The organism is Fodinisporobacter ferrooxydans (assembly GCF_022818495.1).
Lineage (GTDB): Bacteria > Bacillota > Bacilli > Tumebacillales > MYW30-H2 > Fodinisporobacter > Fodinisporobacter ferrooxydans.
Genome location: NZ_CP089291.1, coordinates 3663707 through 3690185, shown reverse-complemented (window position 1 = coordinate 3690185; position 26479 = coordinate 3663707). Strand labels below are relative to the sequence as shown.

Sequence of the window (26479 nt, the reverse complement as noted above, 5' to 3'; positions counted from 1 at the left end):
CAGGATTGGGAGAACGCCGATGTTACAATCATTAAAGTTTTACGGTACGTCAATCGATATACTGGATCAGACAAAACTGCCGCAGGAAGAACGCTGGATCCATTGTACGACTGCGAAAGAAGTGGCGCGTTGCATCGTCGATATGAACGTCCGCGGCGCGCCGGCGATCGGCGCGGCTGCCGCATATGGCATTGCAATCGCCGCACAGGAACGCAAGCATTTCAATGCGGAAGACTTTGTCAAGAGTATGAATGAAGTCCTGGATCAGATGAGTCAGACACGGCCGACCGCCGTGAATTTATTTTGGGCCATCGAGCGCATGCGGGGCATTCTGAACTTGCCTCTTGCGACAGAAGAATTCGTGCGTCGATTGGTTGATGAAGCAGAGGCGATTGCGCGGGAAGATATCGTCGTCAATCGCAAAATCGGCGAGAACGGAGAAACGCTGATTCCGTCAGATGCAAGGATATTGACGCATTGCAATACGGGCACACTGGCAACGGTCGAATACGGAACGGCCCTTGGGGTAATCCGTTCCGCATTTGCCAAAGGCAAAGTCAGTCAAGTGTATGCGGATGAAACTCGCCCCTATTTGCAGGGCGCCCGGTTGACCGCGTTTGAGCTGCAAGCGGAACATATTCCTGTAACGATTGTCACAGACAGTATGGCCGGCTATTTGATGCAGCAAAACATGGTGGATCTTGTAATTGTCGGCGCCGATCGGGTGGCAAGCAATGGAGATACAGCCAATAAAATCGGCACCTATTCCTTGGCGGTCCTTGCCAATGCCCACAGGATACCGTTCTATGTTGCTGCGCCGATGTCAACCATCGATTGGAGCATGACAACGGGTGAAGCTATCGAGATCGAACAACGCTCCAGCGAAGAAGTTCTGACGTTTGGCGGACAACGGGTGGCTCCGCTTGGAGTTGATGCACTGCATCCGGCATTTGATGTGACGCCGCATCGGTTGATCACTGCAATCATTACGGAAAACGGCGTAATCCATCGCCCAAATAGCGAAGCGATGAAACAACTGGTAAAAGCATAAATGTAGATATAGGAATGGCAGAGGAGTCATGGGATTATGAAATTATTGATCGAACATGCCGCGATAGTCGCTTCGGCGACTGCCGCAATCATCGAAAACGGGTATATTGTTACGAACGGTTCCTACATCGAAAAAATCGGCAGCGGCGAGTGGCAAGATGCCAAAGATCGCTTTGATCAAGTGATCGACGCCGGCGGCTGTGTTGTGATGCCTGGACTGATCAATACGCATGGACATGCGGCGATGGCTTTGCTGCGCGGATATGCGGATGATTTGCCGTTGCAGGAATGGCTGCAAAACAAGATCTGGCCGCTGGAAGATCAATTGACGGCAGAAGATATTTATGTCGGTACGCAATTGGGCATATTAGAAATGTTGAAATCGGGTACGACCTGTTTTACCGATATGTATTTTTTTGAAGAGCAAGTGGCGCTGGCTGTTGAGCAATCCGGGATGCGTGCGGTACTGTCGCGCGGACTCATCGGATTTGGGGAGAAAGGGGAGTCGGCAAAACAGGAAGCGGTGGAATTCGTGGGCAAATATGAAGGATATGCAAACGGCAGAATTCGAACGATGCTTGGTCCGCATGCGCCTTATACATGTCCTCCTGAATACTTGCGGGGGATTGCCGAACTTTCCAAGGAACTGCAAGTGCCCATCCAAATCCATTTATCCGAGACTCGCAAAGAAGTTGCAGATTGTTTACAACAATACGGCAAAACGCCCATACAATTAGTAAAAGAAGTCGGTCTGCTGGATCGTCCGGTCATTGGCGCACATTGCGTGCATGTGACGGACGAGGATCTGGATATCATTGCGGCTTGCGGCATGGCGATCGCCCACAATCCCAACAGCAATTTAAAATTAGGCAGCGGCATTGCACCGCTTACGAAAATGCTGGAACGGGGGATTGTCGTAGGTCTTGGAACAGATGGAGCGGCCAGCAACAATCGCCTGGATATGTTTGAGGAAATGCGGATGGCTGCGATGATTCATAAAGGTCTGTTGGAAAATCCGCTGGCCATTTCTGCTTCCACAGCGCTGCATCTGGCCACAAAAGGCGGTGCGGATGCATTGTTTTTGGGGAATTCATTAGGAACTTTGACTGTGGGAAGTCTCGCCGACTTTATTATTGTAGATTTTCAAAAACCACATCTGCAACCGCGTCATGACATTCTTGCACACTTGGTGTATGCCGCAGCGGCCGGTGATGTACGAGATGTGATTATCGATGGTCGTGTCGTGATTCAAAACAAAGCATGTTTGACATTGGATGAGACGCAAATTTTCAAACAGGCAAACCAGATTGTAGATCGGTTGTTGCAACGGCAATGAATCGTTGGCGTTGATTCAGATAAGAAAATAAATCGTTGTTGATTCAGATAAGAATCAGATGGCGTAAACATTCCACCTGATTCAAGATTCACGTTATCTGTCACAAGAGACGCGGAATACGTGTTAAAATCGCTGGAGATCCTTGTGTGTCAATAATTTGAAGCGTTTATTGATGTGATTTAGGTTCCCGTACACGTTCCGGACGGAGATCTCTGACGATTGGATGGTGCGGCTTAGGACATAAGGTGCAGCCCACCATTCACCGGATTCCAGATAATGCAAAATACCAATCCGGGAAGCCATGTCGCGAGCGAATGTATGCACATCCTGTGGGATGTTTGACAGGTTCGCGTTCTGGTGGTGAACACTTGAAGGCTGTTGCATAACTCCCTTCACCCCCTCGTTGGTGTACAGATAGTATTGCCTAAGGGATTGGACGTATAAGAAAAGGTTTTTGCCAATCAAGGACGTATCCATCTTTACTGGCAAATAGGAGGAGGCGCCATGCGGATTTTATTGACAAATGACGATGGTATTTATGCGAAGGGCATTGAAGTATTGGCTGAACATTTATGCAAGCATACCGAACATCAAGTGACTGTTGTCGCTCCCGATCGCCAAAAAAGCGCCACCGGACACGCCATTACATTACATAAGCCGCTGCATGTGCATGAAGTCGACTTGGGCCTTCCCGTAACTGCATTCAAAATTAACGGCACGCCGGCTGATTGTGTAAAAATGGGCATGCATGTTTTGCTGGACGAACAGCCGGACATTGTGATCTCAGGTGTGAACGCCGGTTCGAACTTGGGGATGGATGTGTTCTACTCGGGGACAGTCTCGGCAGCAGTAGAAGCTGCGATGAATGGTATTCCGGCCGTTGCGGTCTCTGCATGCGGATATAAAAATTTTGCCTTTGCAGCTGCAGCCCAATTTGTAGAACGAATGATTCCAATGATCCAATCCCAACCGTTTGAAAAAAATCGGATTCTAAACATCAATGTCCCGCCCGCAAACGCGCCGATTCAGGGTGTGCGCGTGACAACACTTGGCGAACGGTCTTTCAGCACCAATTACGAGAAGCGTCTGGATCCTTTGGGGCGGTCCTATTATTGGCTGATCGGTGAAGAAATAACAACACAGAATGATCCGGAATCGGATGTGTCGGCTGTGCAAAGCGGATGGATTTCCATAACTCCATTACGTTTGACATTAACCGATGAAGCATGGATGAAACAATTGAAACAGTGGACGTTTCAGTAAGGCTTTCGAGAGAGGGAAGAGAAAAACTATGCCAGGGCAATTGGAGATTATTGCAACCAAAAAAGTGACAGCAACCGATGATCTGTATCAGTTGATCGATTTTCTAAACCGGAATTTGAAAGATAGGGATGTAGTGTTCGGCTTATCCAAAAGTGATGAAGCAAACAAACTGGTAGTGACAATCTATAGGACGGAATGACAGATGAAAACATTGAAACGGTGGTTCCTGGTCAGTCTCGTTCTCGTGATTTGCATTCTTGGTTTCGCCATTTGGTATGCCAACACCATTTTTGCAGCCCGTACCCAAACGCTCGTTCTCGCTGGCCAGCGCGTACTGGATTCGACGATTCTACAGACGATACAAACAGGGGAGATTTATACAGGCGGCCCCACAGAATATGTATTTTTCGGCAAAGATTCCTTAGGCAGGGACGTCTGGGCTTTTGCGACCGCACATTCGACATATGCGGAGCTTGCCGCAAACGGTTTGCAGCGGGATAAGATCCTGTCGATCGCCAAGCAGTCGCCTGTCGATATCGTCCAAGTCATACATGCGCTGCCTGGTCTCATTGATCCGCATGTGCAAACCCAATTTTCCAAAGTTGCACAAAGTAAACTCGTCTGGGAAGTGTATGGAAAAGACCAAAATGGACATGGAAAATATGCATACTTTGATTTTTACACCGGAAAATTGCTTTGGACCTATGTGCTGCACAATTGAATTCTTCTCTACACAGTAGAACTTTTTTTACAGTGAAACGTCTTTCCCGATGCGCCGAAATTGCCGTAAGAATTTCATGCAGGCATGTTCGGGATTTTTCAAGCAAATGACTCGATGTTTTCTAGTTTTTTCTACTGATCTTTCCTGAATTTCATGATATACTGATCGAGTGCTGATGTTATGTAAACCAATTTCCGGATTCGAGTTTTGTAATTTCTAATAGAATGCATGAAATATAAGTTTTAAGAAACCAGAACAATAGAGTTTCAAACATCGGAATTCGTAGAGGAGGGATGTATCGATGTCACGTATACGAATTATCCCGACACTTGTGGTGATCGTGATTACACTATCCATCTTATTCGGCGGTTGGGCGGTTTACAAGAATTTTGGACTCGAACATCCGGCGGAGCAGGCTTTGAAGCAGGTTCCATCTGTCCAAAGCGTGAAAGTCATGATCTCGAATCAAAATCGGACCGTGAAAGTTACTGTGTGGAATGTGCAAGATTTGCAGTCTACCTATCATAAAATCAAGCAAGTCGTGCTGCAATCGTTAGGCAGCGATACACAGATTCAGGTTGTCGATACGCGTTCAGAAGCTTTGGCACATTTGTATCAAACCTTGCAGCCTGTATTATATGAAGGCATTCACAAAGGCAATTACACGGAAATGATTCAAACGATCGAGAGTCGTGCCAAACAAGCAAACGTGGTTGCCAATGTTTCCATGGATTCGGCAAACGTATATATCCAATTGACGCAAGACAGCCATCAATTGGATGATATTATTCCATACAACAATCAACAGCAGGGGGTGAATCCATCGTGAAAGAATTGATGATCGGATTCGTTGCCGCAGTTTTGATTTTCCTCGCAAGTCTCGGTTTTAATATTGTACCGATCGTGTTTCTGATCGGGTTGTCCATTGCTTTATTGTTTATGATGGAGCGACGGACAACGGTCACAGGCGGAACCAAAAGCGCAGCAGTGAAGCATGCGATTGATTTTGCGCAAATTGGCGGTCAGGATACGGCGAAACGGGAGTTGATGGAAGCACTTGATTTCTTGAAACGCCGTGAAAAGATACAAGCATTGGGGATACGCCCATTAAAAGGCATTTTATTGACCGGCCCCCCGGGAACGGGAAAAACGTTGATGGCAAAAGCGGCAGCAACGTATACGGATTCAGCATTTGTATCAGCTTCCGGCAGTGAATTTGTCGAGATGTATGTCGGTGTAGGAGCGCAAAGGGTACGGGAATTGTTCAAAAAAGCCCGGATGCTTGCCAAAAAAGAAGGAAAAGACAGTGCGATCGTATTTATCGATGAGATTGACGTCGTCGGCGGCCGCCGGGGTGCGCAAAGCCATCAGGAATATGACCAGACCCTCAATCAGCTGTTGACGGAAATGGACGGAATGCAGACGACGCAATCGCCTTTTGTTTTGGTAGTAGCCGCAACCAATCGGGTCGATATCCTCGATTCTGCACTTCTTCGACCAGGACGTTTTGACCGTATGATTAAAGTGGATCTTCCGGATCGGGAAGGCCGGCTGCATATCCTTTCGATTCAGACGGGCAATAAGCCTTTGTCAAGTGATGTGAATCTTGAGCATGTGGCGCAAGAGACGTATGGATTTTCCGGCGCCCAGTTGGAAAGTTTGACGAACGAAGCAGCGATTATGGCCCTTAGGGAAGAGAAAGAAAGGATTGAACAGCAGCATTTCCGCGATGCGGTCGACAAAGTCTTGATGGGAGAAAAGACAGGACGGATTCCCAATCGGGAAGAATTGCGGCGAGTGGCGATTCATGAGTTGGGCCATGCCATCATCAGTGAATTGGTGCGACCGAATTCCGTTTCCCACATCACGATCGCACCCCGTGGAAATGCCCTTGGATTCGTCCGGCAGATTCCGGAAAAGGATAGCTATCTGTACACGATCGATCAATTGAACAACCAAATCAAAGTAGCCCTTGGCGGCACAATTGCCGAACAACTTTTGTACGGCAATCGCAGTACGGGGGCGCAAAACGATTTTCAACAAGCCTCCAATTTGGCTCGTACGGAAGTGGAATGCGGTTTGTCGAGAATCGGAATTGTCGATGCAGACAATTTGCCGCAAACGATCCTCGATGAAGAAATTCGCTTCATTCTGTCCGAGCGGGAAAAGGAAACGAAAGAATTGCTGGAACCGTTTGCGGAAGGAATTCGCGAATTGGCCCAATCGATTGTTCAGCATGAAAACATGACAGGTGATGAATTCAGAAATTGGTTGCAAAAGCAGCTTGGAATGTCTGAAGATATGGAGTTTACGACTGCAGAAACAGCAGCAAAACACGCGATTGACGACAACGGCGAAAGTCAACCGATTGCCGTATAATTTTTATACGATCAAAACATCTGAACGTTTTACAAAATCTTATTTTTGCGTTCAGGTGTTTTTTTTGTTATACTTTGCTTTGCGTATTTTGTTGTGCGGTTCGCTCAAGTTGGAGGGAGAATATGAGAAAGGCAACTATCGGAACCATTGGACAATTTGTCGATCAGGAAGTACTTATTGAAGGATGGTTACATAACAAACGCTCCAGTGGTAAAATACAGTTTTTGCAAATCCGGGACGGCTCCGGATTTATTCAAGGAGTTGTCGTAAAAGCGGAAGTGCCTGAGCAAGTCTTTCAGCTCTGCCATACGTTGACACAAGAGACTTCCATTCGCGCAACCGGATTGGTTCGCAAAGAAGACCGGGCGCCGAGCGGATTTGAAATGACTGTTACGAATGTAGAAGTAGTAGGCGATTCGGAGAATTATCCGATCACGCCGAAGGAGCATGGCGTCGATTTTTTGATGGATCACCGTCACCTCTGGATTCGTTCGCCCAGACAACGCGCTATCTTGAAGATTCGGGCGGAAATCATCAAAGCGATTCAAAGCTGCCTTGACAACGATGGTTTTACACTTGTAGATCCGCCGATTCTTACACCTTCTTCCTGCGAAGGAACGACCAATTTGTTTCATACCAAGTATTTTGAAGAAGATGCTTACCTGACACAGAGTGGTCAGTTGTATATGGAAGCAGCCGCTATGGCATTGGGACGAGTGTATTCGTTCGGACCGACATTCCGCGCGGAAAAATCAAAGACGCGCCGTCACTTGATCGAGTTTTGGATGATCGAACCGGAAATGGCGTTTGCGGATCATGATGAGAATTTGCGGATCCAGGAACAACTTGTCGCACACGTCGTTCAACATATTTTGGCACATTGCGCATTGGAATTAAAAACGATCGGCCGGGATATTTCCAAATTGGAGACTGTGAAAGCACCATTTCCGCGGATCTCGTATGATGATGCGATCAAATTCTTGCAAGCACGGGGCCACGATATAAAGTGGGGAGAAGATTTTGGCGCTCCTCATGAAACGGAGATTGCGTCTTCCTATGATCGACCGGTATTTATCGAACGCTATCCGGTTGGAATCAAGGCATTCTATATGAAACCCGATCCGAATCGTCCGGAAGTGGCCCTTTGTGCCGATATGTTGGCGCCGGAAGGATATGGGGAGATCATCGGCGGCAGTCAACGAATCGACGATCCGGTGCTTTTGCAAAAACGCTATGAAGAACACCAACTGCCTATGGAAGCTTATCAATGGTATATGGATTTACGGAAATACGGTTCTGTTCCACATTCCGGGTTTGGTCTTGGCCTTGAACGGGTGGTAGCTTGGATTTGCGGACTGGAGCACGTCCGTGAAACCATTCCATTCCCACGCCTTTTGTATCGATTGTATCCGTAATCGGGTGTCTGAACAAAAAAACCAAAGCCGTATGAGCGGAATCCACGAGGAGACAGTGACAGTGACCGGTTGCTGTCTCTTTCTATTCTTCCATTGTATTTCTGCTGTTTTTCCATAGGATATACGTGCTATACTAGATATGAGAAGGGGGCGCTGTCATGAATCTGTCTCATAATCGAATGGAATTGCCGATGGCCGCCTATTTCACCGTTCCATTTGTGTCTTTTCCTTCATTATTCATGATGGAATACCAGAATATAGGATTGAATGAAACGGAAATGATGCTGATTTTGCATATTTTGACGTTTCAACAAGTGGAGCAAAATGTGTTTCCGACGATGCCAGATTTGGCAGCACGCATGAGTATCGGCTCAGACGAAATTTTTACGGTCTTGCAGCGGCTTGTAAACCGTGGATACATAACGATTGTTCCCATGACGACAGACGGTCAGGTCAGTGAAAACTATGACTTGTCACCCGTAATCGGTATGTTGACACATCGTCTGCATCCGCAGCCGAACATGGCTCCGATTGAGCCCGTTCGGAGCAAAAACGTGTTTTCCGTATTTGAATCGGAGTTTGGACGTCCATTGACAGCGATTGAGTATGAACAAATTATCCAATGGCTGGATACGGATGGATATGATGAATTGATGATTCTTGAGGCGTTGCGAGAATCTGTCTTATCCGGTAAATATAATTTCAAATATATTGATCGCATTTTGTTTGAATGGGGAAAACAAAACATACGCACCATGCAGCAATTGCAAATGCACCGGGAAGAATATAAAAATAAAAAATCCGAATCCAAAAATCAGCAGCCAGCCAAACAAAATCATGAGAAACATGCGGCCGCGAAAAAAACCAATACCAGCAAATATGATGTTTTTTATGAATATTACCAGCAGGAAGCTTCCACTACCTGAAAAGAATCGCCAACCAATCCAGTTCGGATTGGTTTTTTTTATTTCAGGGAGAAAACAACGAGAATAGAGCGCCAAAACGGGGGAGGAAATCAGCGGCGAATCTTGATGAATTGTGACGAAAAATACAGTTGACACAGTGGGGTGTATTCGTTTACAATCACTATGAAATCGATTTATGAAACTGTTTCATAAATATTTGCAAGTTATGCATGAAAAAATCCCTTTGGGACTTATACGATTCCCTTCAAAGATTTATACTTTTTGATGATAGGATCAAAAAATGTGGGGGATATTAGGGATGAAAGTAACCATTCGCGATGTAGCGAATCATGCAGGCGTTTCGCCGGCAACAGTATCTCGGGTGTTAAATACGCCTGAATTGGTCAGTGAAGAAACAAAACAAGTGGTGCAAGAGGCGATCGCTGCGTTGGGATTTTCACCGAATGCGATTGCAAGAGGCCTGAGTGCGCAAAAAACGGATACGTTAGGTCTGTTGGTGCATGGTCTGAGCGATATGTTTTTCAGTGAACTTTATGTCGGTATCGAGGAAGTTGCCAGGAATAACGGAATGAAAGTGCTGTTGTTTGATTCACATCATGGATTGGATCGAGCACAAGATGGATTTACATTTCTAAAACAGCATCAGGTGGATGGGATTATTTTTACCAGTCGTCCGGTCACAGTTGACTACGACCCCATTCTGTCCCGATTGGGGATCCCCGTTGTGCTGACGCTGACACAAAGCTATGGGAAATTCCCGTTGACGGCATTCAAGGTGGATGACGTGCGGGCGTGTTTCGATGCAGTATCCTATCTTGTCTCTCGCGGTCATCGCCGCATTGGCATGATCTCCGGTCCGCTTGATGATATCATTGCCGGAGCCCCGCGCTTTGAGGGATATAAAAAAGGGTTGCAGCATGCATCGATCCCGTTTTGTGAAGATTGGAAGGAATTTGGGAATTATCGCTTTGAACATGGATACCTTGCCATGTCGCGATTGCTGGAGAAGCAGGAGCAAAATCAGTTGACAGCTGTTTTTGCAGCCAGCGACACGATGGCGATTGGCGCCATGCGCTGTCTTTATGATCGTGGTTTACGGGTACCAGACGATATCTCTGTGATGGGATTTGACAACTTGCGGATTGCCCAGATGGTGACACCAACATTGACTACGGTCGCACAGCCGATCAAGCAAATCGGAGAACTGGCGATTGAGTATTTGCTGCAGGCGATTCAAAATCAAAACGCCCAAATCGATGGCGGCATTCACTATCTGCCACACCGCATTGTCGAGCGGGAATCCGTTCGTATGATACCTGTTAACACATAAAAAACAAAACCCAAGATAAGGGGAGGTCAAACCATTATGTCATCATTCGTGAAAAAAGGTATGGTTTTAGGTGCAGCAGTCATGACTCTCGGCAGTCTGGTAGCCGGTTGCGGCGCGGCAACCAATAACACGCAGCAAGCGGCAGACAACAAAAACGCCAACAATACGGCAGCAACAGGAAACGGGCCCGTTGATTTTTCAAAAGCCAGCGGTTCCATCGTCTGGGCAGCTCCACCGATTACGAACAACGGCTTGCGCAAGACTCTCGTAGACACATTTAACAAAGAACATCCCAATATCAAAGTTACCTTGCAAAATCAAAACACCAATACGGATACCAACCGTGCCAGCCTGACGACGGCGATTGGCGGCGGCGCAACGACGCCTGATGTGTATATGGGTGATGTGGTATGGCCGGCGCAGTTTGCCCATTCCCAACTGGCAATGCCCCTTGATAAAGTATTGCCGGCTGATTTTTGGAACCGCTTCGCCAATGGTCTTGTAGATGGTGCGAAATATCAGGGAAAAGTGTATGCGGCACCGTTTTTCGCAGATACCGCTTTCCTCTTTTACCGCAAAGACTTGTTGGATAAAGCGGGATTGCCAGTACCGACAAGTTGGGAACAAGTACAGAAAGATGCACAAACATTGCAGAATAAGGGACTTGTAAAATTTGGATATGTATGGCAAGGGGCTTCCTATGAAGGATTGACTTGTGATTTTACAGAAATTTTGGCAGATGCCGGCGGAAAAGTGTTAGACAGCAGCGGCAAACCTGCCCTTGATTCACCGGAAGCGAAGAAAGCTTTGTCGTTCATGCGCGGCTTGATTACATCCAAAGTTTCTCCTGCGGCGGAAGATACGTTCAAAGAACCGGAATCCATGAATGTATTTAATAATGGGGATGCGGCATTCCTCAGGAACTGGTCGTATGCTTGGACAAGTTCGCAAAATCCGAAAGACTCGAAAGTGGTCGGAAAAGTCGGCGTTACTGTTTTGCCGACATTCGGCGGCGGTGCGGGTTATAGTTCGGTCGGCGGTTGGGATTTGTTTGTCAACCCGCATACCAAGAACGTGCCGGCAACATTGGCGTTTATTGACTGGATGACAGGAAAAGAAGCACAAACGATCATGGCAAAACAATTTTCCGAGATTCCGACAAACAAAGACGTGCAAAATGATCCGAACGTGAAAAAGGTTAGTCCTATCTTTAATATAGTAAGTCAGACGAAATTCGTTTCCCGTCCAAGCCAGAATCCGAATTATGCGCAAATTTCCCAAGCTCTGTATACCAATGTGAACCAGGCATTGTCTGGCGGCATTAGTGTTGATGACGCTCTGAAAAAAGCGCAGCAAGCGATTCAATCTTCAGCAAGTTCCGGCGGACTATAAACCGTTTGGGCAGCGATCAATGACAGATCGGCGTTGACAAATCCGAAAGGCAAATGAGAGATAGCAGTTCTGATCAGGCGTTGGCGCATTCTTGCGCCTTCGCTATTTACTTTTTGAGGTGGTGCAGCAAACGTATGAATGAACGCAAAATGGAAAAAAGGGCCGGGTATTCGCTCATGCTGCCGGCATTGCTGGTTATTGGATTGGTTACGATTTTTCCGATTCTCTATTCCGTCTGGATGAGCCTGAATGACATTCGCCTTACAACAAACGGATTTTTGATGAAATTTATCGGTTTTTCCAATTACAACGTGATTTTTTCGTCTCCTGTATATTGGCATAGCGTCTGGTTTACCGTTTATTATGCGATTGTAACAGTTGTTGCCGAATTGGTAATCGGCATGATGATCGCACTTGCGATCAACGGAATTGAAAAGTTAAAAGACGTTTCACTCGTGGTGATGTTGATTCCATGGTCTCTGATCACGGTCATTTCCGCACAGATGTGGGCGTACATCTACAACGGCGTCTATGGGGTCTTGAATTACATTTTGCAAGTACTGCATGTAATCGGCGCGCCTGTCACGTGGCTTGGGACATCGACGAGTGCGGTCATAGCGATGATGGTTGCCGATATCTGGAAAACCACACCGTTTGTTGTCATCATTCTGTTGGGCGGACTGCAGATGTTGTCAAAAGAATATTTTGAAGCTGCCTATATGGACGGCGCCAATCGCTGGCAGACGTTCTGGAGCGTGACATTCCCGCTGTTGCGCAGCAGTATCGCACTTGCCGGATTGTTCCGCATTTTGCAAGCGTTTGGAATTTTTGATTTGCCGTTCGTACTTACAGGCGGCGGCCCTGGCACGACTACGCAGTCCCTGGCGATTCTCGGTGAACAGGCGCTCTTTCAAAATCTCCATTTTGGCGTCGGTTCCGCCATTGCCGTCAGTACGGTTGCTCTTGTGTTGATTTCCTGTTTGATCTTTTTATCGGCATTTCGCTCATTGGTGGAAGGAGAATCGGCATGATCCAGTCAAAATCGCGAAAAGTGTTCGGATATTTCGTCTTGCTCTTTTTTCTGTTGCTTATCATTCTTCCGTTTTATTGGATGGTCGTCACATCGTTTAAACCCAACACGGAAATCAGCGTGTATCCGCCAACCCTGTTGCCGACACAATGGACGTTCCAGCATTATACGGAGGCGTTTACGCATTTTCATTTTCAGGTGTACATCATCAATAGCGTGATTGTGTCAATCGTCTCAACATTTCTTGTCTTGTTCTTTTCCAGTATGGCAGGTTTTGCTGTCGCTTCCTTGCCGATCCGCAACAAGACGGCCATCATGATTGTGCTTTTGGTCATATCCATGTTCCCGCCGATTGCCATCATATCGCCGTTGTACATGCTGCTTCGTTCATTGGGCTGGTTGAATTCCTATCAAGCGCTGATCGTTCCATATGTTGCATTTAACTTGCCGTTTGCCATTTGGATCATGCGCAATTACTTCTTGCAAGTGCCAAAAGCGTTGTTTGAAGCGGCCAAAGTGGATGGCGCCACCGTTTTTCAAACCTTTTACCGGATTTATTTGCCGATCACTACGCCAGGCTTGTTTACAGCGTCTGTCTTTACATTTGTGGCTGCCTGGACAGAATTTTTCATGGCCCTTGTGTTCAACTCATCCGATGCGATGCGCACCATTCCGGTGGGAATCGCGTTGTTCAGCGGCCAATATGATGTGCCGTATGGAACGATTTTTGCGGGTTCTGTCGTATCTGTGATTCCGATCTTTATATTGGTCATCATTTTCCGCAAATGGATCGTATCCGGATTGACGGCTGGTGCTGTCAAAGGGTAAGTCCGGCATTGCCATTGAACGAAAACAGACATTCAGATAGAAAAAACAATCAGATAAGAAAAAGCGGATCTAGGAGAGAAACAATGAAAAAAACATGGTGGAAAGAAGCGGTCGTATATCAAATCTATCCGAGAAGCTTTCAAGACAGCAATGGAGATGGGATCGGCGATTTGCAAGGAATTTTAGCAAAACTGGATTATTTAAAAGATTTGGGGATTGATGTCATCTGGCTGAGTCCGATTTACAAATCGCCCAACGATGACAACGGTTATGATATCAGCGATTATTATGACATTATGGACGAGTTTGGAACAATGGAGGATTTTGACCGGTTATTGGCAGAAGTACACAATCGCGGAATGAAATTGATCATGGATCTGGTTGTGAATCATACTTCCGATGAACATCCCTGGTTTATTGAATCGCGATCATCCAAAGACAATGCCAAACGGGATTATTATATATGGCGTCACGGCAAGGAAGGGAAAGAGCCAAACAATTGGGAATCGTTTTTCAGCGGTTCCGTCTGGGAATACGATGAAACGACTGATGAATACTATCTGCATTTATTCTCCAAGAAACAACCGGATTTGAATTGGGAAAATCCTGCAGTCATAGATGAAATTCATAAAATGGTCAAGTGGTGGCTGGACAAAGGCATTGACGGATTCCGTGTCGATGCGATCAATCATATCGGAAAAGCGGACGGACTGCCGGACGATCCGCATCCGGAAGAAAATTTCTGGACGGTCGGATATCGTTATTTTGCCAATCTGCCGAAAGTTCATAAACAAATCCGATCCTTGCATCAAGAAGTATTGAGCCGCTACGATATCATGACAGTCGGCGAGACGTCAGGTGTCGGTCCTACAGAAGCATTGCTGTATGTAGAAGAGGGCCGCGAGGAATTTAATATGGTGTTTCAGTTTGAACATATGTCGATCGATTCCGGACCAGGCGGCAAATGGGATGTACGCCCTTGGAGCCTGCTTGATCTAAAGTCGGTCATGGGCAAATGGCAAAAGGAATTATACGGCAGAGGCTGGAATGCTCTTTATTTCAACAACCATGACCAGCCGAGAGCCGTTTCCCGCTTCGGCGACGATGCGAAATACTGGAAAGAATCGGCCAAATTATTGGCTACTTATATTCATACGTTATGTGGTACTCCTTACGTTTATCAAGGGGAAGAGATCGGCATGACGAATGTGGCGTTTGACACGATCGATGCATATCGAGATGTAGAAATTTTAAACATGTACAAAGAAAAAGCAGTAGAGCAAGGGCAGGATGCAAAAACTGTCATGCACAGCATTTATGCAAAAGGGCGGGACAATTCCCGCACACCGATGCAATGGGATGCCGGTTTGCAAGCAGGGTTTACAACCGGAACGCCCTGGATCCAAGTGAATCCGAATTACACCCGGATCAACGTCAAGCAGCAATTGCAGGATTCCGATTCGATTCTCGCCTATTACCGGCAATTGATTCGCTTGCGCAAACAACATGAAGTCATGGTATATGGAGACTATCAGTTGATTTTGGCCGATCATCCGGAGATTTATGCATATACGAGAACGTTCGGCGATGCGCATCTTCTGGTTGTATTGAATTTCTTTGCAGGTACGCCGGTGTTCCAGTTGCCTGCACAGCTTGAGCTTCGCAGCTTCAAGCTTTTGATCAGCAATTACCCGGAAGATTCCGCAACAAACATCGAAACATTTACACTCCGGCCTTACGAAGCGCGCGTATACGCATATGAAAACGAGCATGAAAAAACAAAAAACATTGGTTCAAAATGAAAAATTGAAAATCAAAAGTCTCCATACGGAGACTTTTTTACTCGATCAATCGAATTGTTAGCGGTCGATCCTATAAATACAGACGTATTAAAGGAGTTATGTCAGCAATGAAGCGAACCTGGTGGAAAGAAGCGGTTGTGTACCAAGTGTATTGGCGCAGCTTTTACGATACGGATGGGGATGGCATCGGGGATTTGCAAGGGGTCATCGAGAAATTGGATTACATCAAAGAGCTGGGCGTTGATGTGATTTGGCTGAACCCTTGCTATGATTCGCCGGATGTGGATAACGGCTATGATATTCGCGATTATTATTCGATTATGGAAAAAGCGGGAACATTTGCTTTGTGGCAGCAGCTGTTGGCGGAAGTTCACAAGCGGGGGATGAAACTGATCATGGATCTGGTCGTGAATCACACGTCCGATGAACATTCCTGGTTTGTGGAATCCCGTTCGTCCAAATCCAATCCAAAGCGGGACTATTACATTTGGAAAGATGCCAAAGCAGGAGCGCCCCCCAACAATTGGCGGTCTTATTTTACGCCATCTGCCTGGGAATATGATGAAACAACAGATGCCTATTATTTTCATTCCTTTGCCGTCGAACAGCCGGATTTAAATTGGGAAAATCCGAATGTTCGGAAAGAAATTTATCAAATGATGCGATTTTGGCTGGATCAGGGAATTGACGGATTCCGCTTGGATGCCATTGCTCTCTTGGCCAAGCCAAACGGATTTCCCGATGCGGAAAATCCCGATGATATTCGCTATCTGACCAACAATCCGGGGATTCATAAGTTTTTGCGGGAAATGAATGAGGAAGTGCTATGTCATTATGATATTCTGACGGTTGGCGAAGCCGCCTTTGTAACGCCGAAGGAAGGTCTCTTGTACGTGGGGGAAGATCGGGATGAATTGCATACGATCTTTCATTTCGAAATCTGTGATGAAATGCCCAAGTGGGACATGCTGCGCTTCAAGGAGATCCAGCAGCGTTGGTATCAAGGATTATGGGGGAAAGGTTGGAATTCCCAGTTCTTAAACAATCATGACCATACGCGGCAAGTCAGCCGCTATGGAAATGATCGGGAGTATCGGATCGAATCGGCCAAGCTTTTGGCGACGATGATCCATACGTTGCCGGGAACTCCCTATATTTATCAAGGGGAAGAAATCGGAATGACTGCCGTCTATTTCCCGTCGATTGAAGAATACAAAGATATTGCGGTCAAAAACAAATATACAGAAGAAGTGGCAAAAGGGGGGAGTCCCAAGGAAGTGTTGGAAACGCTGCGTCCATTGGCCCGTGACAACTCGCGCACGCCGATGCAGTGGGATGATTCCGGGAATGCCGGGTTTACGAAAGGGGAGCCCTGGATTCAAGTCAATCCCAATTATACAGAAATCAATGTGGAAAAAGATTTGGCAGATTCGAACTCTGTCCTCGCCTTTTATAAGCAGTTGATTCAATTGCGGAAACAACATCCGGTCATGGTGTATGGAGAATATCAAGACGTGTCGGATGGGGATCTCCATATCTATGCATATGCTCGCACATGGGAGGACGTTTGCTGGCTGATTGTTCTCAACCATTCGGATTGCGACCGTTCGTTTTCCGTTCCCAAGGAATATAGAAATCCCGACAAACTCCTTTTGGCCAATTATCCGGAAACTTCTTTCGCAAATCCTTTGGATACGATTCTTTTGCGTCCGCATGAAGCGAGAATCTATGCGTTTCAACAAAATGCCGGCAAATGAACAGAAGGATGCACAGAAGGATGCACATAGGGGCGCCGCCAACCAAATGACGTAAAATCCACCATAATAAAAATTATGGGAATATAAAAAGCCGGAATCCTTAAATTAAGAGATTCCGGCTTTTATGTTTTCGATTATGAAAGTGAAATTGTGTGATATACCGAAATCAGTATGATGAATACTTTAAAACTGCGGCAAATTTTCAATCGCCTGCTGTTTTTTGCTTTTTAATATATGTGTATAAATCTGGGTCGTAGAAATATCTGCATGTCCCAGCAGTTCCTGGATGGTGCGCAGATCGGCTCCGTTTTCCAGAAGCAGCGATGCATAGGAATGACGGAGTTTATGCGGTGTCAGGCGGCGTTTCTTTTCCATGGGAAGATCGGCCCGTCCGGCATATGTTTTGATGATGCCCTGAATGTTTCTAGGCACCATCGGCTGCAGGGATTTGGTCAGCCAAATACATCCATGCTCAGGCTCAGGCTTTGGACGTACGTTCATATATTGCTCCAATCGTCTGAGATCAATTTCCCGCATGGGAATATCCCGATCTTTGTCTCCTTTGCCGAGGATCCTGGCAGTGCCGCTCGATATCAATGTCTCATAGCGCTCGACTGTCATGTTGCAGAGCTCCGAAATGCGCACGCCTGTACCGAGGATAAAGCTGAAAAGGGCAATATCCCGTTCTTTCATCCAATCCTTGCGGCCGCCCCGTTTGTCGTCCCGCTTGAAAATCGCTTCCAGAAACGCAATCGCTTCATGGATTTCCAAAAAGATTGGCAATTTATCTTGTTTAACCACTTTTTCCCGAATGGCTGACTCCTCATGATAGGGATTATCGGATGCTGCGATTACTTTTACATCAATCACAAGAAATTGAAAAAACTGGCGCAAAGCAATCCGCCTGCGCTGAATGGTCGTTTGTGCATTTCCCCTCTGTAGTGTCAGATGATGATTAAAATAGGTATACATATGTTCCCGGCGAATGGCCGGCACATCTTGCACGGAAGGATACGCAATCGCCAAATACTCAAAAAACAGCCGAATATCCCGTCCGTAATTCTCGATGGTTTTGGCCGCTTTCCCTTTTCCAAGCAATGTCCCCAGGTATAAATCAAGATAATGAAGGAATGGATTTGGAATTTGAATCTCTTTTTGCTGTTCCATCAAAACTTCTCTCCCAAACATCGTTGATTTGTCTTGTTTTCTCTTATTCTAGTAGATCATAACGGGTCTGGTCAAAATCAGTGAAAGTCAAATCGGCACTTGATATGTAAAAACAATAGAATCGAGATGCACGATGTGAATTTTCCAGATCCACTGTATTTGTTCGATAAGTTGTATGCAATAATGTAAAAAACGCGCCGCATATTTTCGAGGGGGATATCGTATACAAACATTTGCGGAAATTTATCAAAGACTATACAATGACATTTGAAAAAGAGATCGGACATTATACGATGGAGTCTTTATCAGCCAAGCGCATTCATTTAATGACCAAAACATCCCGATCCTTTTTCAGCGGCGTCATTGTCATACCTGCATATCTCACCAAAGGATTGGAATTTGATGGAGTACTTCTCTATAATGCAGGTGCAAACGTTTACCAGCGAAAGTCGGATCGCAAATTGCTTTATACGGCATGTACGCGGGCATTGCATGACTTTTTCGTATATTATGCGGGAGAATTGACGCAACTTTTGGCTGAGGCAATGGATCAGCCGGTAAAAATCAGTTGATTCGAGAAATAAAGGAGTTTCCCATGAATGATCGTATCCCATCACCGTTCCTTCTGTTTGATTTTACTGATGAAAATGGCTGTCGACAACCGCTGTTGTTCCGTGACCCCATTCAAATCTTTGCAGTCTATTCAATCGAAGATGTGTATCCAACGCTATGTGCGATTCAAATGGAAGTAAACAAAGGGCTGTATGCGGCAGGATTTCTCACCTATGAGGCAGCCCCCGCGTTTGATCCGGCATTTTCTGCCGCGCACTCCCATAAGCTTCCATTGGCTTGGTTCGGTATCTTTCAAGAGCCTTTGCAGGAACCCCATGCGGTGTTAGCAAAGCCTTTTGCCGGCACAGGAGAATTTCATTTCATGCCATGGGAGTCCACTGTTTCAAAAGAGGAATATGCGTCCAAGATGCAACGCATCAAAGATGCGATAGGCCGCGGGGAAACATATCAGCTCAATTACACGATGCGGCTGCGTTCCCATTTTTCCGGTGACGATTTTGCGTATTACCAGTTGTTGCGCGCTGCCCAAAAAGGGAATTATTCCGCCTATTTGAATATCGGCTCACATCGGATACTCTCGGCTTCTCCTGAACTGTTTTTTCATGTAAAGGATCGGCAGGTCGCCACTCGCCCAATGAAAGGCACTGCCAAGCGGGGCCGCTGGTTTGAAGAGGATCAGGAAATGGCGGCATGGCTGCAAGCTTCCGACAAAAACCGGGCGGAAAATGTGATGATTGTGGATTTATTGCGAAATGATATCGGCCGTATTGCAGAAACCGGGTCTGTTCATGTACCTGCACTGTTCGAACTGGAACGCTATCCTACCGTATTTCAACTGACATCGACGGTCGTGGGCCAGTTGCACACGCATGCAACATGGATCGATGTGCTGCAAGCCTTGTTTCCATGCGGCTCTATTACCGGCGCTCCGAAAATCCGCACCATGGAACTGATTTCCGAATGGGAAACGGCTCCGCGGGAATTATACTGCGGAACGATTGGACTGATCAAACCAAACGGCAATGCGGTCTTCAATGTTGCCATTCGCACCATGATCCTGGATGCAGCCACCGGTATGGCCGAATACGGGGTTGGCGGAGGGATTACCTGGGATTCGGCAGTCGAGGAGGAGTATGTGGAAGCGTTCGCCAAAGCTGCCCTGCTCACGGAAGAAATGCCGACATTTGAGTTGCTGGAAACGCTGAAAATGGAACAGAGAAACTATATTTTGTTCAAGCGCCATTTGGAACGGTTGCAAAAATCTGCCCAGTATTTTGCGATTCCTCTCGATTTGGACCATGTAAAATGCAAGCTAACGGACTATGCCAACTCGTTTTCAGCCGAGGAAGTACGCCGTGTAAGGCTGCTTGTGACACAAAGCGGTCAAGTTCGAATCGAGAGCACACCGCTTCCGGCAATCCTTGCTGCAAGTTCCGGAGAATCAAAAGCTGTTGCTCTTGCGCAAACGGCGATTTCCAAAAACAATCGATTTCTCTACCATAAAACTACACATCGGTCGATGTATGAAGCACATCGATCTGCATCGGATCGGATATTTGATGTTCTGTTATGGAATGAAGACGAGGAAATTACCGAATTTATAAACGGGAATGTCGTCGTTCAAATCGATGGACAAAAACTGACTCCACCCGTCGCATGCGGACTGTTGCCGGGAACGATGCGGGCGCAACTGCTCGCGGATGGACGCATCGAGGAAAAGCGTCTCACCCGCTCGGACATCCGGCGGGCAGAGCACATATGGTTTATCAATAGTGTGCGCGGATGTGTGCCCGTGCATCTCGAAGAATAAAAATTTGAAAAGTGCAGCGCAAAACATCCGGCAACACTTCCATTTGGCCGGGAAATAACATATAATCCTAGTGAAAATAGGGGGTAGCAGATAGATGATCAGTACAAATGGCATTACGCTGCGTTATGGAAAACGCGCATTGTTTGAAGATGTCTCGATCAAATTTACGCCGGGCAATTGTTACGGGCTGATCGGTGCAAATGGAGCGGGGAAATCCACATTTCTAAAAATATTGTGTGGAGAAATCGAACCGACCAATGGAGAAGTGATTGTCACTCCGGGTTCCAGGGTGGCTGTTTTAAAGCAAAATCACTTCGAATTTGATGAGTATGAAGTCCTCAAAACAGTGATCATGGGGCATCGCAAGCTTTATGAAATCATGGAAGAGCGGGATGCCATCTACGCAAAAGGAGAATTTACCGATGCGGATGGCATGCGGGCAGGGGAACTGGAAGCGGAATTTGCCGATCTGAATGGCTGGGAAGCGGAACCGGAAGCTGCTGAACTTTTACAGGGACTTGGCATCGATGTTGCGTGCCACCAAATGAAAATGAAAGAGTTGGACGGGAATCAAAAGGTACGCGTATTGCTGGCCCAGGCATTATTCGGAAATCCGGATATTCTGCTCCTTGACGAGCCGACGAACCACCTGGATCGGGAATCCATTCAATGGCTGGAAAATTTCCTTTACGACTATGAAAATACGGTGATCGTGGTTTCCCATGACAGACATTTTCTCAATCAGGTTTGCACACATATTGCAGATATCGATTTCGGCAAAATCCAGTTGTATGTGGGCAACTATGATTTCTGGTACGAATCCAGCCAATTGGCGCTTAAGCTGGCGAAAAACGCCAACAAGAAAAAGGAAGAAAAGATCAAGGAGCTGGAAGAGTTCATCCGCCGATTCAGCGCAAATGCGTCCAAGTCGAAGCAAGCGACATCAAGGAAAAAACAGCTGGATAAAATTTCATTGGACGATATCAAGCCATCCTCTCGGAAATATCCGTTTATCGACTTCAAGCCGGATCGGGAGCTCGGAAACGATGTTCTGTCTGTTGCGGGATTAACTGTATCGCTAAACGGCGAGAAAATATTGGACAACATCAGTTTTACGGTGAACCGGGGCGATAAAATCGCACTCGCAGGGACGAATGAGTTGGCCAAAACCGCGTTATTCCGTACATTAATGGGGGAAATCACTCCTGACAGCGGAGAATTCAAGTGGGGGATTACGACATCGCAAGCGTATTTCCCAAAAGACAACGAGGAATTTTTTGCTACGGACTTAAATCTGATCGAATGGCTGCGACAATATTCAAAAGAACAGGACGAAACGTATATTCGCGGCTTCTTGGGACGCATGCTGTTTTCTGGCGATGAATCGTTGAAAAAGGCTAGCGTACTGTCCGGGGGCGAGAAAGTGCGCTGCATGTTTTCCAAAATGATGTGCACAGGAGCGAATGTACTGCTGTTGGACGAGCCGACAAATCATCTGGATCTCGAATCCATAACCGCTCTCAACAATGCACTGATGCAATTCCAGGGAGCCGTTTTGCTGGCATCCCACGACCATCAACTAATACAGACAATTGCCAATCGGATCATTGAAATCACTCCGAACGGAATCATTGACAGATCGATGACCTACGATGAATATCTCGAGAATGCACATGTCAAAGAATTGCAGGAAAGTTTGTATCGGTGATTTTAATCGATTGCTAAACTGGCAAAAACAGCTCAAATGGCCTTTACATGGAATTTTGAGCTGTTTTTTATTCGAAAATGAAGTATGTTCCATGCAAGACAGGAAAGAATAGGGGAGGCAGGTAAACGCAGAAAGGGAAGATAGAAAGATGGATACTGTAACACATCATCTGGAAGTCATCAGAAATTTACTGAAGAGCAATGGCGGGCCCCGTCATGATATGACATTATCGGAAGCGGTTAAAAAACAGGTGCATCCGCTGCTGGACGAAACCGCGGGACCGGTGAAAGAGCAATTGCTTGAATTAATGGAGCAAGCGGATTTATTGCATGAATATCGGACAGATGTGGCGGTAATCGGGGAACTGGAAACAAAGGATGCGTTTCGCGAGCAGATTATCTCACATATGTTTGATTTGCTGCAGGCAATCAAAGGAGCGGAATAGCAACGCTTCTGGCGCTTGCTGCTCCTGCTTTTTCGATTATTGCTGGACAGAATAAAAAAGCTGCAAGGCGATTTCGCATACGTTGTCCGTTTGATTTTTGTAAACATGATGCGTATCTGCGGAAAATGAGAGAGAATCACCCTGTTCCAGCGTACAGGTCTCAGCGCCAATTTCGATGGTAAGCGTCCCGGAATAGACGGTAATGGATTCAATCACTCCCAAGCCATGAGGCTCGGAATCATGATTGCAGCCTGGCAACAAACGGATGCGAAAGGTTTCCAGAGGAACACCTGGCGCTGCAAACGTATTATACGTTTGAAAACGGCCGTGATCTTCTTGCAATAAAGGTTGTTCCTCAACGCGAAAAATTTTTACAGACGGATTTTCTACAAGAAATGCCGTGAATGGAACCTGCAGTCCAAACGCGATTTTTGAAAGTGTTGCAACTGTCGGATTGGATGTGCCGCGTTCGATTTGTCCAAGCATCGGTTTGCTGACGCCGGTCAGTTCCGCCAGGTCATCCAGCGATAATTTCCGCTGCTGTCGATAGAAACGCAAACGTTGGCCGATTCGCATTGATAAATCTTTCTCCATTTGAACACTCCTCGATCCAAATCTTTTATCACCAAACCCAATCTTTTCACACATTACATAGTATATTTGGATTGAATTGTAGGAAAAATTCTGTAAATACACCAAACACTTGACCCTCAAAATCGTATGTTATATGATACATTTTGAATAATATAACATACAAAGAGGGGCACAAACGATTATGTTAAGTTATACTTCCACAAGTATAGCACAAAACACTTCTCCACTTCGAAAAGAGTTTATTCGTGCTGCAGTTGATACGGTTCCGCTTTCCTTAAACGTGTTTGCGTATGGTCTTGCTTTTGGGGCGCTGGCGAATAATGCAACACATCTCACGCTAGTTCAGACGATTGCCATGTCATTTTTTGTATTTGCAGGCCCCGCCCAATTTTCCGTGCTTACGCTTTTGAAGCAAGATGCATCTTTTTTGACGATGTTTATAAGCACTCTACTGATCAACGCACGCTATATCATTTATGGATTGTCATTGGGGCGGGCGATGCGCGAGACTCCCAAACGTCATTTTGCCTGGTTGTCACATGGACTGACAGATGAGAGTTACAGCATGGCGATGGTGAATGTCAAAAACGGTCTGGTTGACGCCGGTTATTTTGCCGGTGCAGCAAGCCCCATATTTTTCTCTTGGTTGGCAAGTGGGGCGCTTGGATTTGAACTGGGGGGATTGATTCACGATCCGAAGCAATTTGGACTGGATTTTGTTTTTATCGGGGCTTTTATTGGTTTATTGGTCGCTCAGCTGCAGCATCATCGCCACGTTTTCGCAGGATTGGCAGCTGCAGTCACATCGGTTCTGGCGTATCATTGGTTCGGAACAACGGGCGCTGTGTTTGCAGGTGCGCTTGTCGCTTTTCTTGTAGGAGTGTGTTCGGAATGACATCCATGACCATTTTTCTTGCCATTGGTTTTGCTGCTCTTGCCACGTATCTTGTACGATTTTCAGGACTTCTGCTGGGGCGTTTTATCCGCGTTACGCCCAAAATCGAGCAAGGTCTTCATTATGTTCCCATCGGTGTTTTTGCTGCTTTAATCACGCCTTCCATAGTCCTGCAACCTGGGACCGCAGGACATCCGGATTGGAAACTGTGGTTGACGAGCATTGTCGCACTTTGTATCGCTTGGCTGTCCAAGAGCCCATTGTGGACGATGATTGTCGGTGTTGTCGGCATCGCGCTGCTGCGGCTGTTTTAACAATCGGAAGCATGATGAATCGGCAATTGAATGGTAAATAGGGTTCCGACGCCTTTTTCTGAAGAAACCGAAATTTTCCCTTTATGATTTTCAATAATGCGGTAAGAAACAGATAAGCCAAGTCCTAAACCATCTTCTTTTGTTGTAAAGAAGGGATTCACGATATGCTTGATTTCATCTTCTGTCATTCCGCTGCCATTGTCATGAATTTGAATGACCGCACATTGTGTGTGCGGGTCCTGTTTTAACGACACCACAATCCTGCCTCGCCTCGATCCGATGGCTTCAATCGCATTTTGGATTACATTAATAAATACTTGCTTCATTTGAATCGGATCAATAAAAAGCGGAAGCGGCTCCGTATGAAAATCGGTATCGAGAGTGATGCCATTCAGAATGGTTTGGCTTTCCATCAATTGAACCGTCTCTGTCAGAACGTTTTGGGCAATACAAAGTTTTCGATCCGGTACACTCGGCTTTGCCATAAGAACAAAATCGGTTACCAATTTATTTACACGTTGAAGTTCCAGATACATGATATCTGCATAGGGAATCTCCTGTTGTGTTTTCCTTGCGCGCTCCATTAATAATTGCATGAATCCCATGATGGATGTAAGGGGGTTGCGTATCTCATGAGCAAAACCGGCGGCCATTTTTCCGATGGCGGAATACTTTTCTGAAACGATGACTTGTTTTTCCAGTTCACAACGATCGGTGATATCGCGAAATTGAGCGTATGCACCCATTAACTCATGATGATCGTCATAAATTGGCAATGCATCGAACAGCAAAATAAATTTTTGGCCACTTCCATTTGTAATTGTGAGTTCCACATCTTCAAATTTTTCCCCCTGACGCAATACCTCGAACAAATATTGACCGATGGGCTCCAAAGAAAATACAGACTGACACAGGACATCTTTTTTCTCATAACAGGTGATTTGTTCAGCAAATTGATTGAATTCTGTAATGGATCCAAACTTGTCTGTGATAATGATGCCGCTGCGAAGGGTATTTAACATAATATGTGTCAGTAAATGCTGCGTGCGATTTTTCCGTCGCAGCAATATTTCCCGTTCCATGGAGTCTACCATATTGGATAAAAGAGACAGTGGAAATGGGCTTTGAAACTGAACAGATGTCATGATTGCTACAGTTCCCGCCAAACCGTTGATGTCTGAGAAAGAAAAAGGAACACCATAACATGCCGAATCATGGAGAAAATGATGATAATGACCGTCTCCGATGATTTCAATCGGTTTCCTTTCTTGCAGGGAAAGGGAAATTACATTCGTTCCCATATCTTTTTCATTCATTTGAATGCCAATGGTGATACCCGTTTGGACCATCATCATTTTCATCGATTCGTCGCCATATATTTCAAGAATATAGCCTGCATCGTCTGTAATTAAAATAACGAGCGGCGTATTGTTTAACAAAGATAATATTCTGTCACTGAAAAATCTGGCTACAGAAAGGATTTCACCATATTTTATCTGCTGTCTGATCAATTGGGAATGTGAAAGCACGTGTGCTGGAACAGGAAACTTTGCAGGATCCAGGCCTGCTGCTTTACAACGATTTCTTGATTCAACCAAATAGCTGGGTTCTGTTTCCATGAAGAATCTCCTTCAAACTTCCCGAGAAATTTTTAATACATGTGTGTAAAGATCACAATTCTATATTGTAACAATTTGTATGCAAAGTTTGAAGAGAAATTTTTTGGAGTGTCCCGAACGGCTGG

Annotated in this window: 25 protein-coding genes; 21 read left to right on the top strand and 4 right to left on the bottom strand. The window is 46.0% G+C overall.

Going from position 1 to position 26479, the window contains the following annotated elements; all coding sequences use genetic code 11:
* Positions 1-19 precede the first annotated feature (19 nt).
* Positions 20-1051, top strand: a complete 1032-nt coding sequence (gene mtnA / locus LSG31_RS17730) for an S-methyl-5-thioribose-1-phosphate isomerase (RefSeq protein ID WP_347436377.1) — start codon at positions 20-22, stop codon at positions 1049-1051.
* Between the two features lie 36 nt (positions 1052-1087).
* Positions 1088-2386 carry an amidohydrolase gene (locus LSG31_RS17725; protein ID WP_347436376.1) on the top strand — a complete coding sequence of 433 codons (1299 nt, stop codon included), beginning with the start codon at positions 1088-1090 and terminating at the stop codon, positions 2384-2386.
* Between the two features lie 123 nt (positions 2387-2509).
* Here LSG31_RS17725 and LSG31_RS17720 read toward each other — a convergent pair whose 3' ends face one another.
* Complete coding sequence (locus LSG31_RS17720; protein WP_347436375.1) at positions 2510-2770, bottom strand: hypothetical protein; 261 nt, start codon at positions 2768-2770, stop codon at positions 2510-2512.
* Positions 2771-2890: 120 nt separating this feature from the next.
* On the opposite strand from LSG31_RS17720, the gene surE reads away from it, so the two are divergent.
* The 13 genes from surE to LSG31_RS17655 all read left to right on the top strand — a co-directional run bounded on the left by surE (position 2891) and on the right by LSG31_RS17655 (position 17229).
* Entirely contained in the window at positions 2891-3649 is a 759-nt protein-coding gene (surE, locus tag LSG31_RS17715) for a 5'/3'-nucleotidase SurE (RefSeq protein WP_347436374.1), read from the top strand.
* 28 nt (positions 3650-3677) lie between these two features.
* Positions 3678-3848 (top strand): YpmA family protein, encoded by a 171-nt coding sequence (locus tag LSG31_RS17710; RefSeq protein WP_347436373.1) that lies wholly within the window; start codon positions 3678-3680, stop codon positions 3846-3848.
* 3 nt (positions 3849-3851) lie between these two features.
* The gene (locus LSG31_RS17705) at positions 3852-4370 is read left to right on the top strand and encodes a hypothetical protein (RefSeq protein WP_347436372.1); all 519 of its coding nucleotides are present in this window, start codon (positions 3852-3854) and stop codon (positions 4368-4370) included.
* A 301-nt stretch (positions 4371-4671) separates the two neighbouring features.
* On the top strand, positions 4672-5199 hold the full coding sequence (locus LSG31_RS17700) for a hypothetical protein (protein ID WP_347436371.1): 528 nt from the start codon (positions 4672-4674) through the stop codon (positions 5197-5199).
* Between the two features lie 8 nt (positions 5200-5207).
* Positions 5208-6749, top strand: coding sequence for an AAA family ATPase (locus LSG31_RS17695; protein ID WP_347439554.1), 1542 nt, complete (start codon positions 5208-5210; stop codon positions 6747-6749).
* A gap of 122 nt (positions 6750-6871) precedes the next feature.
* The gene (asnS, locus tag LSG31_RS17690; RefSeq protein ID WP_347436370.1) at positions 6872-8164 is read left to right on the top strand and encodes an asparagine--tRNA ligase; all 1293 of its coding nucleotides are present in this window, start codon (positions 6872-6874) and stop codon (positions 8162-8164) included.
* 158 nt (positions 8165-8322) lie between these two features.
* Positions 8323-9090 (top strand): DnaD domain protein, encoded by a 768-nt coding sequence (locus LSG31_RS17685; protein ID WP_347436369.1) that lies wholly within the window; start codon positions 8323-8325, stop codon positions 9088-9090.
* A gap of 298 nt (positions 9091-9388) precedes the next feature.
* On the top strand, positions 9389-10420 hold the full coding sequence (locus LSG31_RS17680) for a LacI family DNA-binding transcriptional regulator (RefSeq protein ID WP_347436368.1): 1032 nt from the start codon (positions 9389-9391) through the stop codon (positions 10418-10420).
* A 36-nt stretch (positions 10421-10456) separates the two neighbouring features.
* Positions 10457-11812, top strand: a complete 1356-nt coding sequence (locus tag LSG31_RS17675) for an ABC transporter substrate-binding protein (protein WP_347436367.1) — start codon at positions 10457-10459, stop codon at positions 11810-11812.
* A gap of 134 nt (positions 11813-11946) precedes the next feature.
* Positions 11947-12843 carry a carbohydrate ABC transporter permease gene (locus LSG31_RS17670; RefSeq protein ID WP_347436366.1) on the top strand — a complete coding sequence of 299 codons (897 nt, stop codon included), beginning with the start codon at positions 11947-11949 and terminating at the stop codon, positions 12841-12843.
* On the top strand, positions 12840-13670 hold the full coding sequence (locus tag LSG31_RS17665; RefSeq protein ID WP_347436365.1) for a carbohydrate ABC transporter permease: 831 nt from the start codon (positions 12840-12842) through the stop codon (positions 13668-13670). The genes LSG31_RS17670 and LSG31_RS17665 overlap by 4 nt, the downstream gene beginning before the upstream one ends.
* 83 nt (positions 13671-13753) lie before the next feature.
* Complete coding sequence (locus LSG31_RS17660) at positions 13754-15472, top strand: glycoside hydrolase family 13 protein (RefSeq protein ID WP_347436364.1); 1719 nt, start codon at positions 13754-13756, stop codon at positions 15470-15472.
* A gap of 107 nt (positions 15473-15579) precedes the next feature.
* Positions 15580-17229, top strand: coding sequence for an alpha-glucosidase (locus LSG31_RS17655; protein WP_347436363.1), 1650 nt, complete (start codon positions 15580-15582; stop codon positions 17227-17229).
* 183 nt (positions 17230-17412) lie between these two features.
* Here the strand turns inward: LSG31_RS17655 and LSG31_RS17650 are convergent, their stop codons facing one another.
* Positions 17413-18396: a tyrosine-type recombinase/integrase gene (locus LSG31_RS17650; protein WP_347436362.1), complete on the bottom strand. Its 984-nt coding sequence runs from the start codon at positions 18394-18396 to the stop codon at positions 17413-17415.
* 233 nt (positions 18397-18629) lie between these two features.
* Between LSG31_RS17650 and LSG31_RS17645 the strand changes: the two genes are divergently transcribed.
* From LSG31_RS17645 to LSG31_RS17630, 4 genes are all read left to right on the top strand, one after another.
* Entirely contained in the window at positions 18630-18968 is a 339-nt protein-coding gene (locus LSG31_RS17645; RefSeq protein WP_347436361.1) for an ATP-binding domain-containing protein, read from the top strand.
* 23 nt (positions 18969-18991) lie between these two features.
* A complete protein-coding gene (pabB, locus tag LSG31_RS17640) occupies positions 18992-20779 on the top strand; it encodes an aminodeoxychorismate synthase component I (RefSeq protein ID WP_347436360.1) in 1788 nt (595 codons plus the stop codon).
* 94 nt (positions 20780-20873) lie between these two features.
* Positions 20874-22487 carry an ABC-F family ATP-binding cassette domain-containing protein gene (locus LSG31_RS17635; protein ID WP_347436359.1) on the top strand — a complete coding sequence of 538 codons (1614 nt, stop codon included), beginning with the start codon at positions 20874-20876 and terminating at the stop codon, positions 22485-22487.
* A gap of 148 nt (positions 22488-22635) precedes the next feature.
* Positions 22636-22932 carry a hypothetical protein gene (locus LSG31_RS17630; protein WP_347436358.1) on the top strand — a complete coding sequence of 99 codons (297 nt, stop codon included), beginning with the start codon at positions 22636-22638 and terminating at the stop codon, positions 22930-22932.
* A 36-nt stretch (positions 22933-22968) separates the two neighbouring features.
* Here the strand turns inward: LSG31_RS17630 and LSG31_RS17625 are convergent, their stop codons facing one another.
* The gene (locus LSG31_RS17625) at positions 22969-23526 is read right to left on the bottom strand and encodes a helix-turn-helix domain-containing protein (RefSeq protein ID WP_347436357.1); all 558 of its coding nucleotides are present in this window, start codon (positions 23524-23526) and stop codon (positions 22969-22971) included.
* 181 nt (positions 23527-23707) lie between these two features.
* Between LSG31_RS17625 and LSG31_RS17620 the strand changes: the two genes are divergently transcribed.
* The gene (locus LSG31_RS17620) at positions 23708-24421 is read left to right on the top strand and encodes an AzlC family ABC transporter permease (protein WP_347436356.1); all 714 of its coding nucleotides are present in this window, start codon (positions 23708-23710) and stop codon (positions 24419-24421) included.
* Positions 24418-24735 (top strand): AzlD domain-containing protein, encoded by a 318-nt coding sequence (locus LSG31_RS17615; protein ID WP_347436355.1) that lies wholly within the window; start codon positions 24418-24420, stop codon positions 24733-24735. The genes LSG31_RS17620 and LSG31_RS17615 overlap by 4 nt, the downstream gene beginning before the upstream one ends.
* Here LSG31_RS17615 and LSG31_RS17610 read toward each other — a convergent pair.
* On the bottom strand, positions 24732-26354 hold the full coding sequence (locus LSG31_RS17610) for an ATP-binding protein (RefSeq protein ID WP_347436354.1): 1623 nt from the start codon (positions 26352-26354) through the stop codon (positions 24732-24734). The genes LSG31_RS17615 and LSG31_RS17610 overlap by 4 nt on opposite strands.
* Positions 26355-26479: the final 125 nt, after the last annotated feature.

What these genes read in the sequence shown, in the direction of transcription:
- mtnA (WP_347436377.1), top strand. Translation starts at nt 20, where the DNA reads ATGTTACAATCATTAAAGTTTTACGGTACGTCAATCGATATACTGGAT.
- LSG31_RS17725 (WP_347436376.1), top strand. Translation starts at nt 1,088, where the DNA reads ATGAAATTATTGATCGAACATGCCGCGATAGTCGCTTCGGCGACTGCC.
- LSG31_RS17720 (WP_347436375.1), bottom strand. Translation starts at nt 2,770, where the DNA reads ATGCAACAGCCTTCAAGTGTTCACCACCAGAACGCGAACCTGTCAAAC.
- surE (WP_347436374.1), top strand. Translation starts at nt 2,891, where the DNA reads ATGCGGATTTTATTGACAAATGACGATGGTATTTATGCGAAGGGCATT.
- LSG31_RS17710 (WP_347436373.1), top strand. Translation starts at nt 3,678, where the DNA reads ATGCCAGGGCAATTGGAGATTATTGCAACCAAAAAAGTGACAGCAACC.
- LSG31_RS17705 (WP_347436372.1), top strand. Translation starts at nt 3,852, where the DNA reads ATGAAAACATTGAAACGGTGGTTCCTGGTCAGTCTCGTTCTCGTGATT.
- LSG31_RS17700 (WP_347436371.1), top strand. Translation starts at nt 4,672, where the DNA reads ATGTCACGTATACGAATTATCCCGACACTTGTGGTGATCGTGATTACA.
- LSG31_RS17695 (WP_347439554.1), top strand. Translation starts at nt 5,208, where the DNA reads ATGATCGGATTCGTTGCCGCAGTTTTGATTTTCCTCGCAAGTCTCGGT.
- asnS (WP_347436370.1), top strand. Translation starts at nt 6,872, where the DNA reads ATGAGAAAGGCAACTATCGGAACCATTGGACAATTTGTCGATCAGGAA.
- LSG31_RS17685 (WP_347436369.1), top strand. Translation starts at nt 8,323, where the DNA reads ATGAATCTGTCTCATAATCGAATGGAATTGCCGATGGCCGCCTATTTC.
- LSG31_RS17680 (WP_347436368.1), top strand. Translation starts at nt 9,389, where the DNA reads ATGAAAGTAACCATTCGCGATGTAGCGAATCATGCAGGCGTTTCGCCG.
- LSG31_RS17675 (WP_347436367.1), top strand. Translation starts at nt 10,457, where the DNA reads ATGTCATCATTCGTGAAAAAAGGTATGGTTTTAGGTGCAGCAGTCATG.
- LSG31_RS17670 (WP_347436366.1), top strand. Translation starts at nt 11,947, where the DNA reads ATGAATGAACGCAAAATGGAAAAAAGGGCCGGGTATTCGCTCATGCTG.
- LSG31_RS17665 (WP_347436365.1), top strand. Translation starts at nt 12,840, where the DNA reads ATGATCCAGTCAAAATCGCGAAAAGTGTTCGGATATTTCGTCTTGCTC.
- LSG31_RS17660 (WP_347436364.1), top strand. Translation starts at nt 13,754, where the DNA reads ATGAAAAAAACATGGTGGAAAGAAGCGGTCGTATATCAAATCTATCCG.
- LSG31_RS17655 (WP_347436363.1), top strand. Translation starts at nt 15,580, where the DNA reads ATGAAGCGAACCTGGTGGAAAGAAGCGGTTGTGTACCAAGTGTATTGG.
- LSG31_RS17650 (WP_347436362.1), bottom strand. Translation starts at nt 18,396, where the DNA reads ATGGAACAGCAAAAAGAGATTCAAATTCCAAATCCATTCCTTCATTAT.
- pabB (WP_347436360.1), top strand. Translation starts at nt 18,992, where the DNA reads ATGAATGATCGTATCCCATCACCGTTCCTTCTGTTTGATTTTACTGAT.
- LSG31_RS17635 (WP_347436359.1), top strand. Translation starts at nt 20,874, where the DNA reads ATGATCAGTACAAATGGCATTACGCTGCGTTATGGAAAACGCGCATTG.
- LSG31_RS17630 (WP_347436358.1), top strand. Translation starts at nt 22,636, where the DNA reads ATGGATACTGTAACACATCATCTGGAAGTCATCAGAAATTTACTGAAG.
- LSG31_RS17625 (WP_347436357.1), bottom strand. Translation starts at nt 23,526, where the DNA reads ATGGAGAAAGATTTATCAATGCGAATCGGCCAACGTTTGCGTTTCTAT.
- LSG31_RS17620 (WP_347436356.1), top strand. Translation starts at nt 23,708, where the DNA reads ATGTTAAGTTATACTTCCACAAGTATAGCACAAAACACTTCTCCACTT.
- LSG31_RS17615 (WP_347436355.1), top strand. Translation starts at nt 24,418, where the DNA reads ATGACATCCATGACCATTTTTCTTGCCATTGGTTTTGCTGCTCTTGCC.
- LSG31_RS17610 (WP_347436354.1), bottom strand. Translation starts at nt 26,354, where the DNA reads ATGGAAACAGAACCCAGCTATTTGGTTGAATCAAGAAATCGTTGTAAA.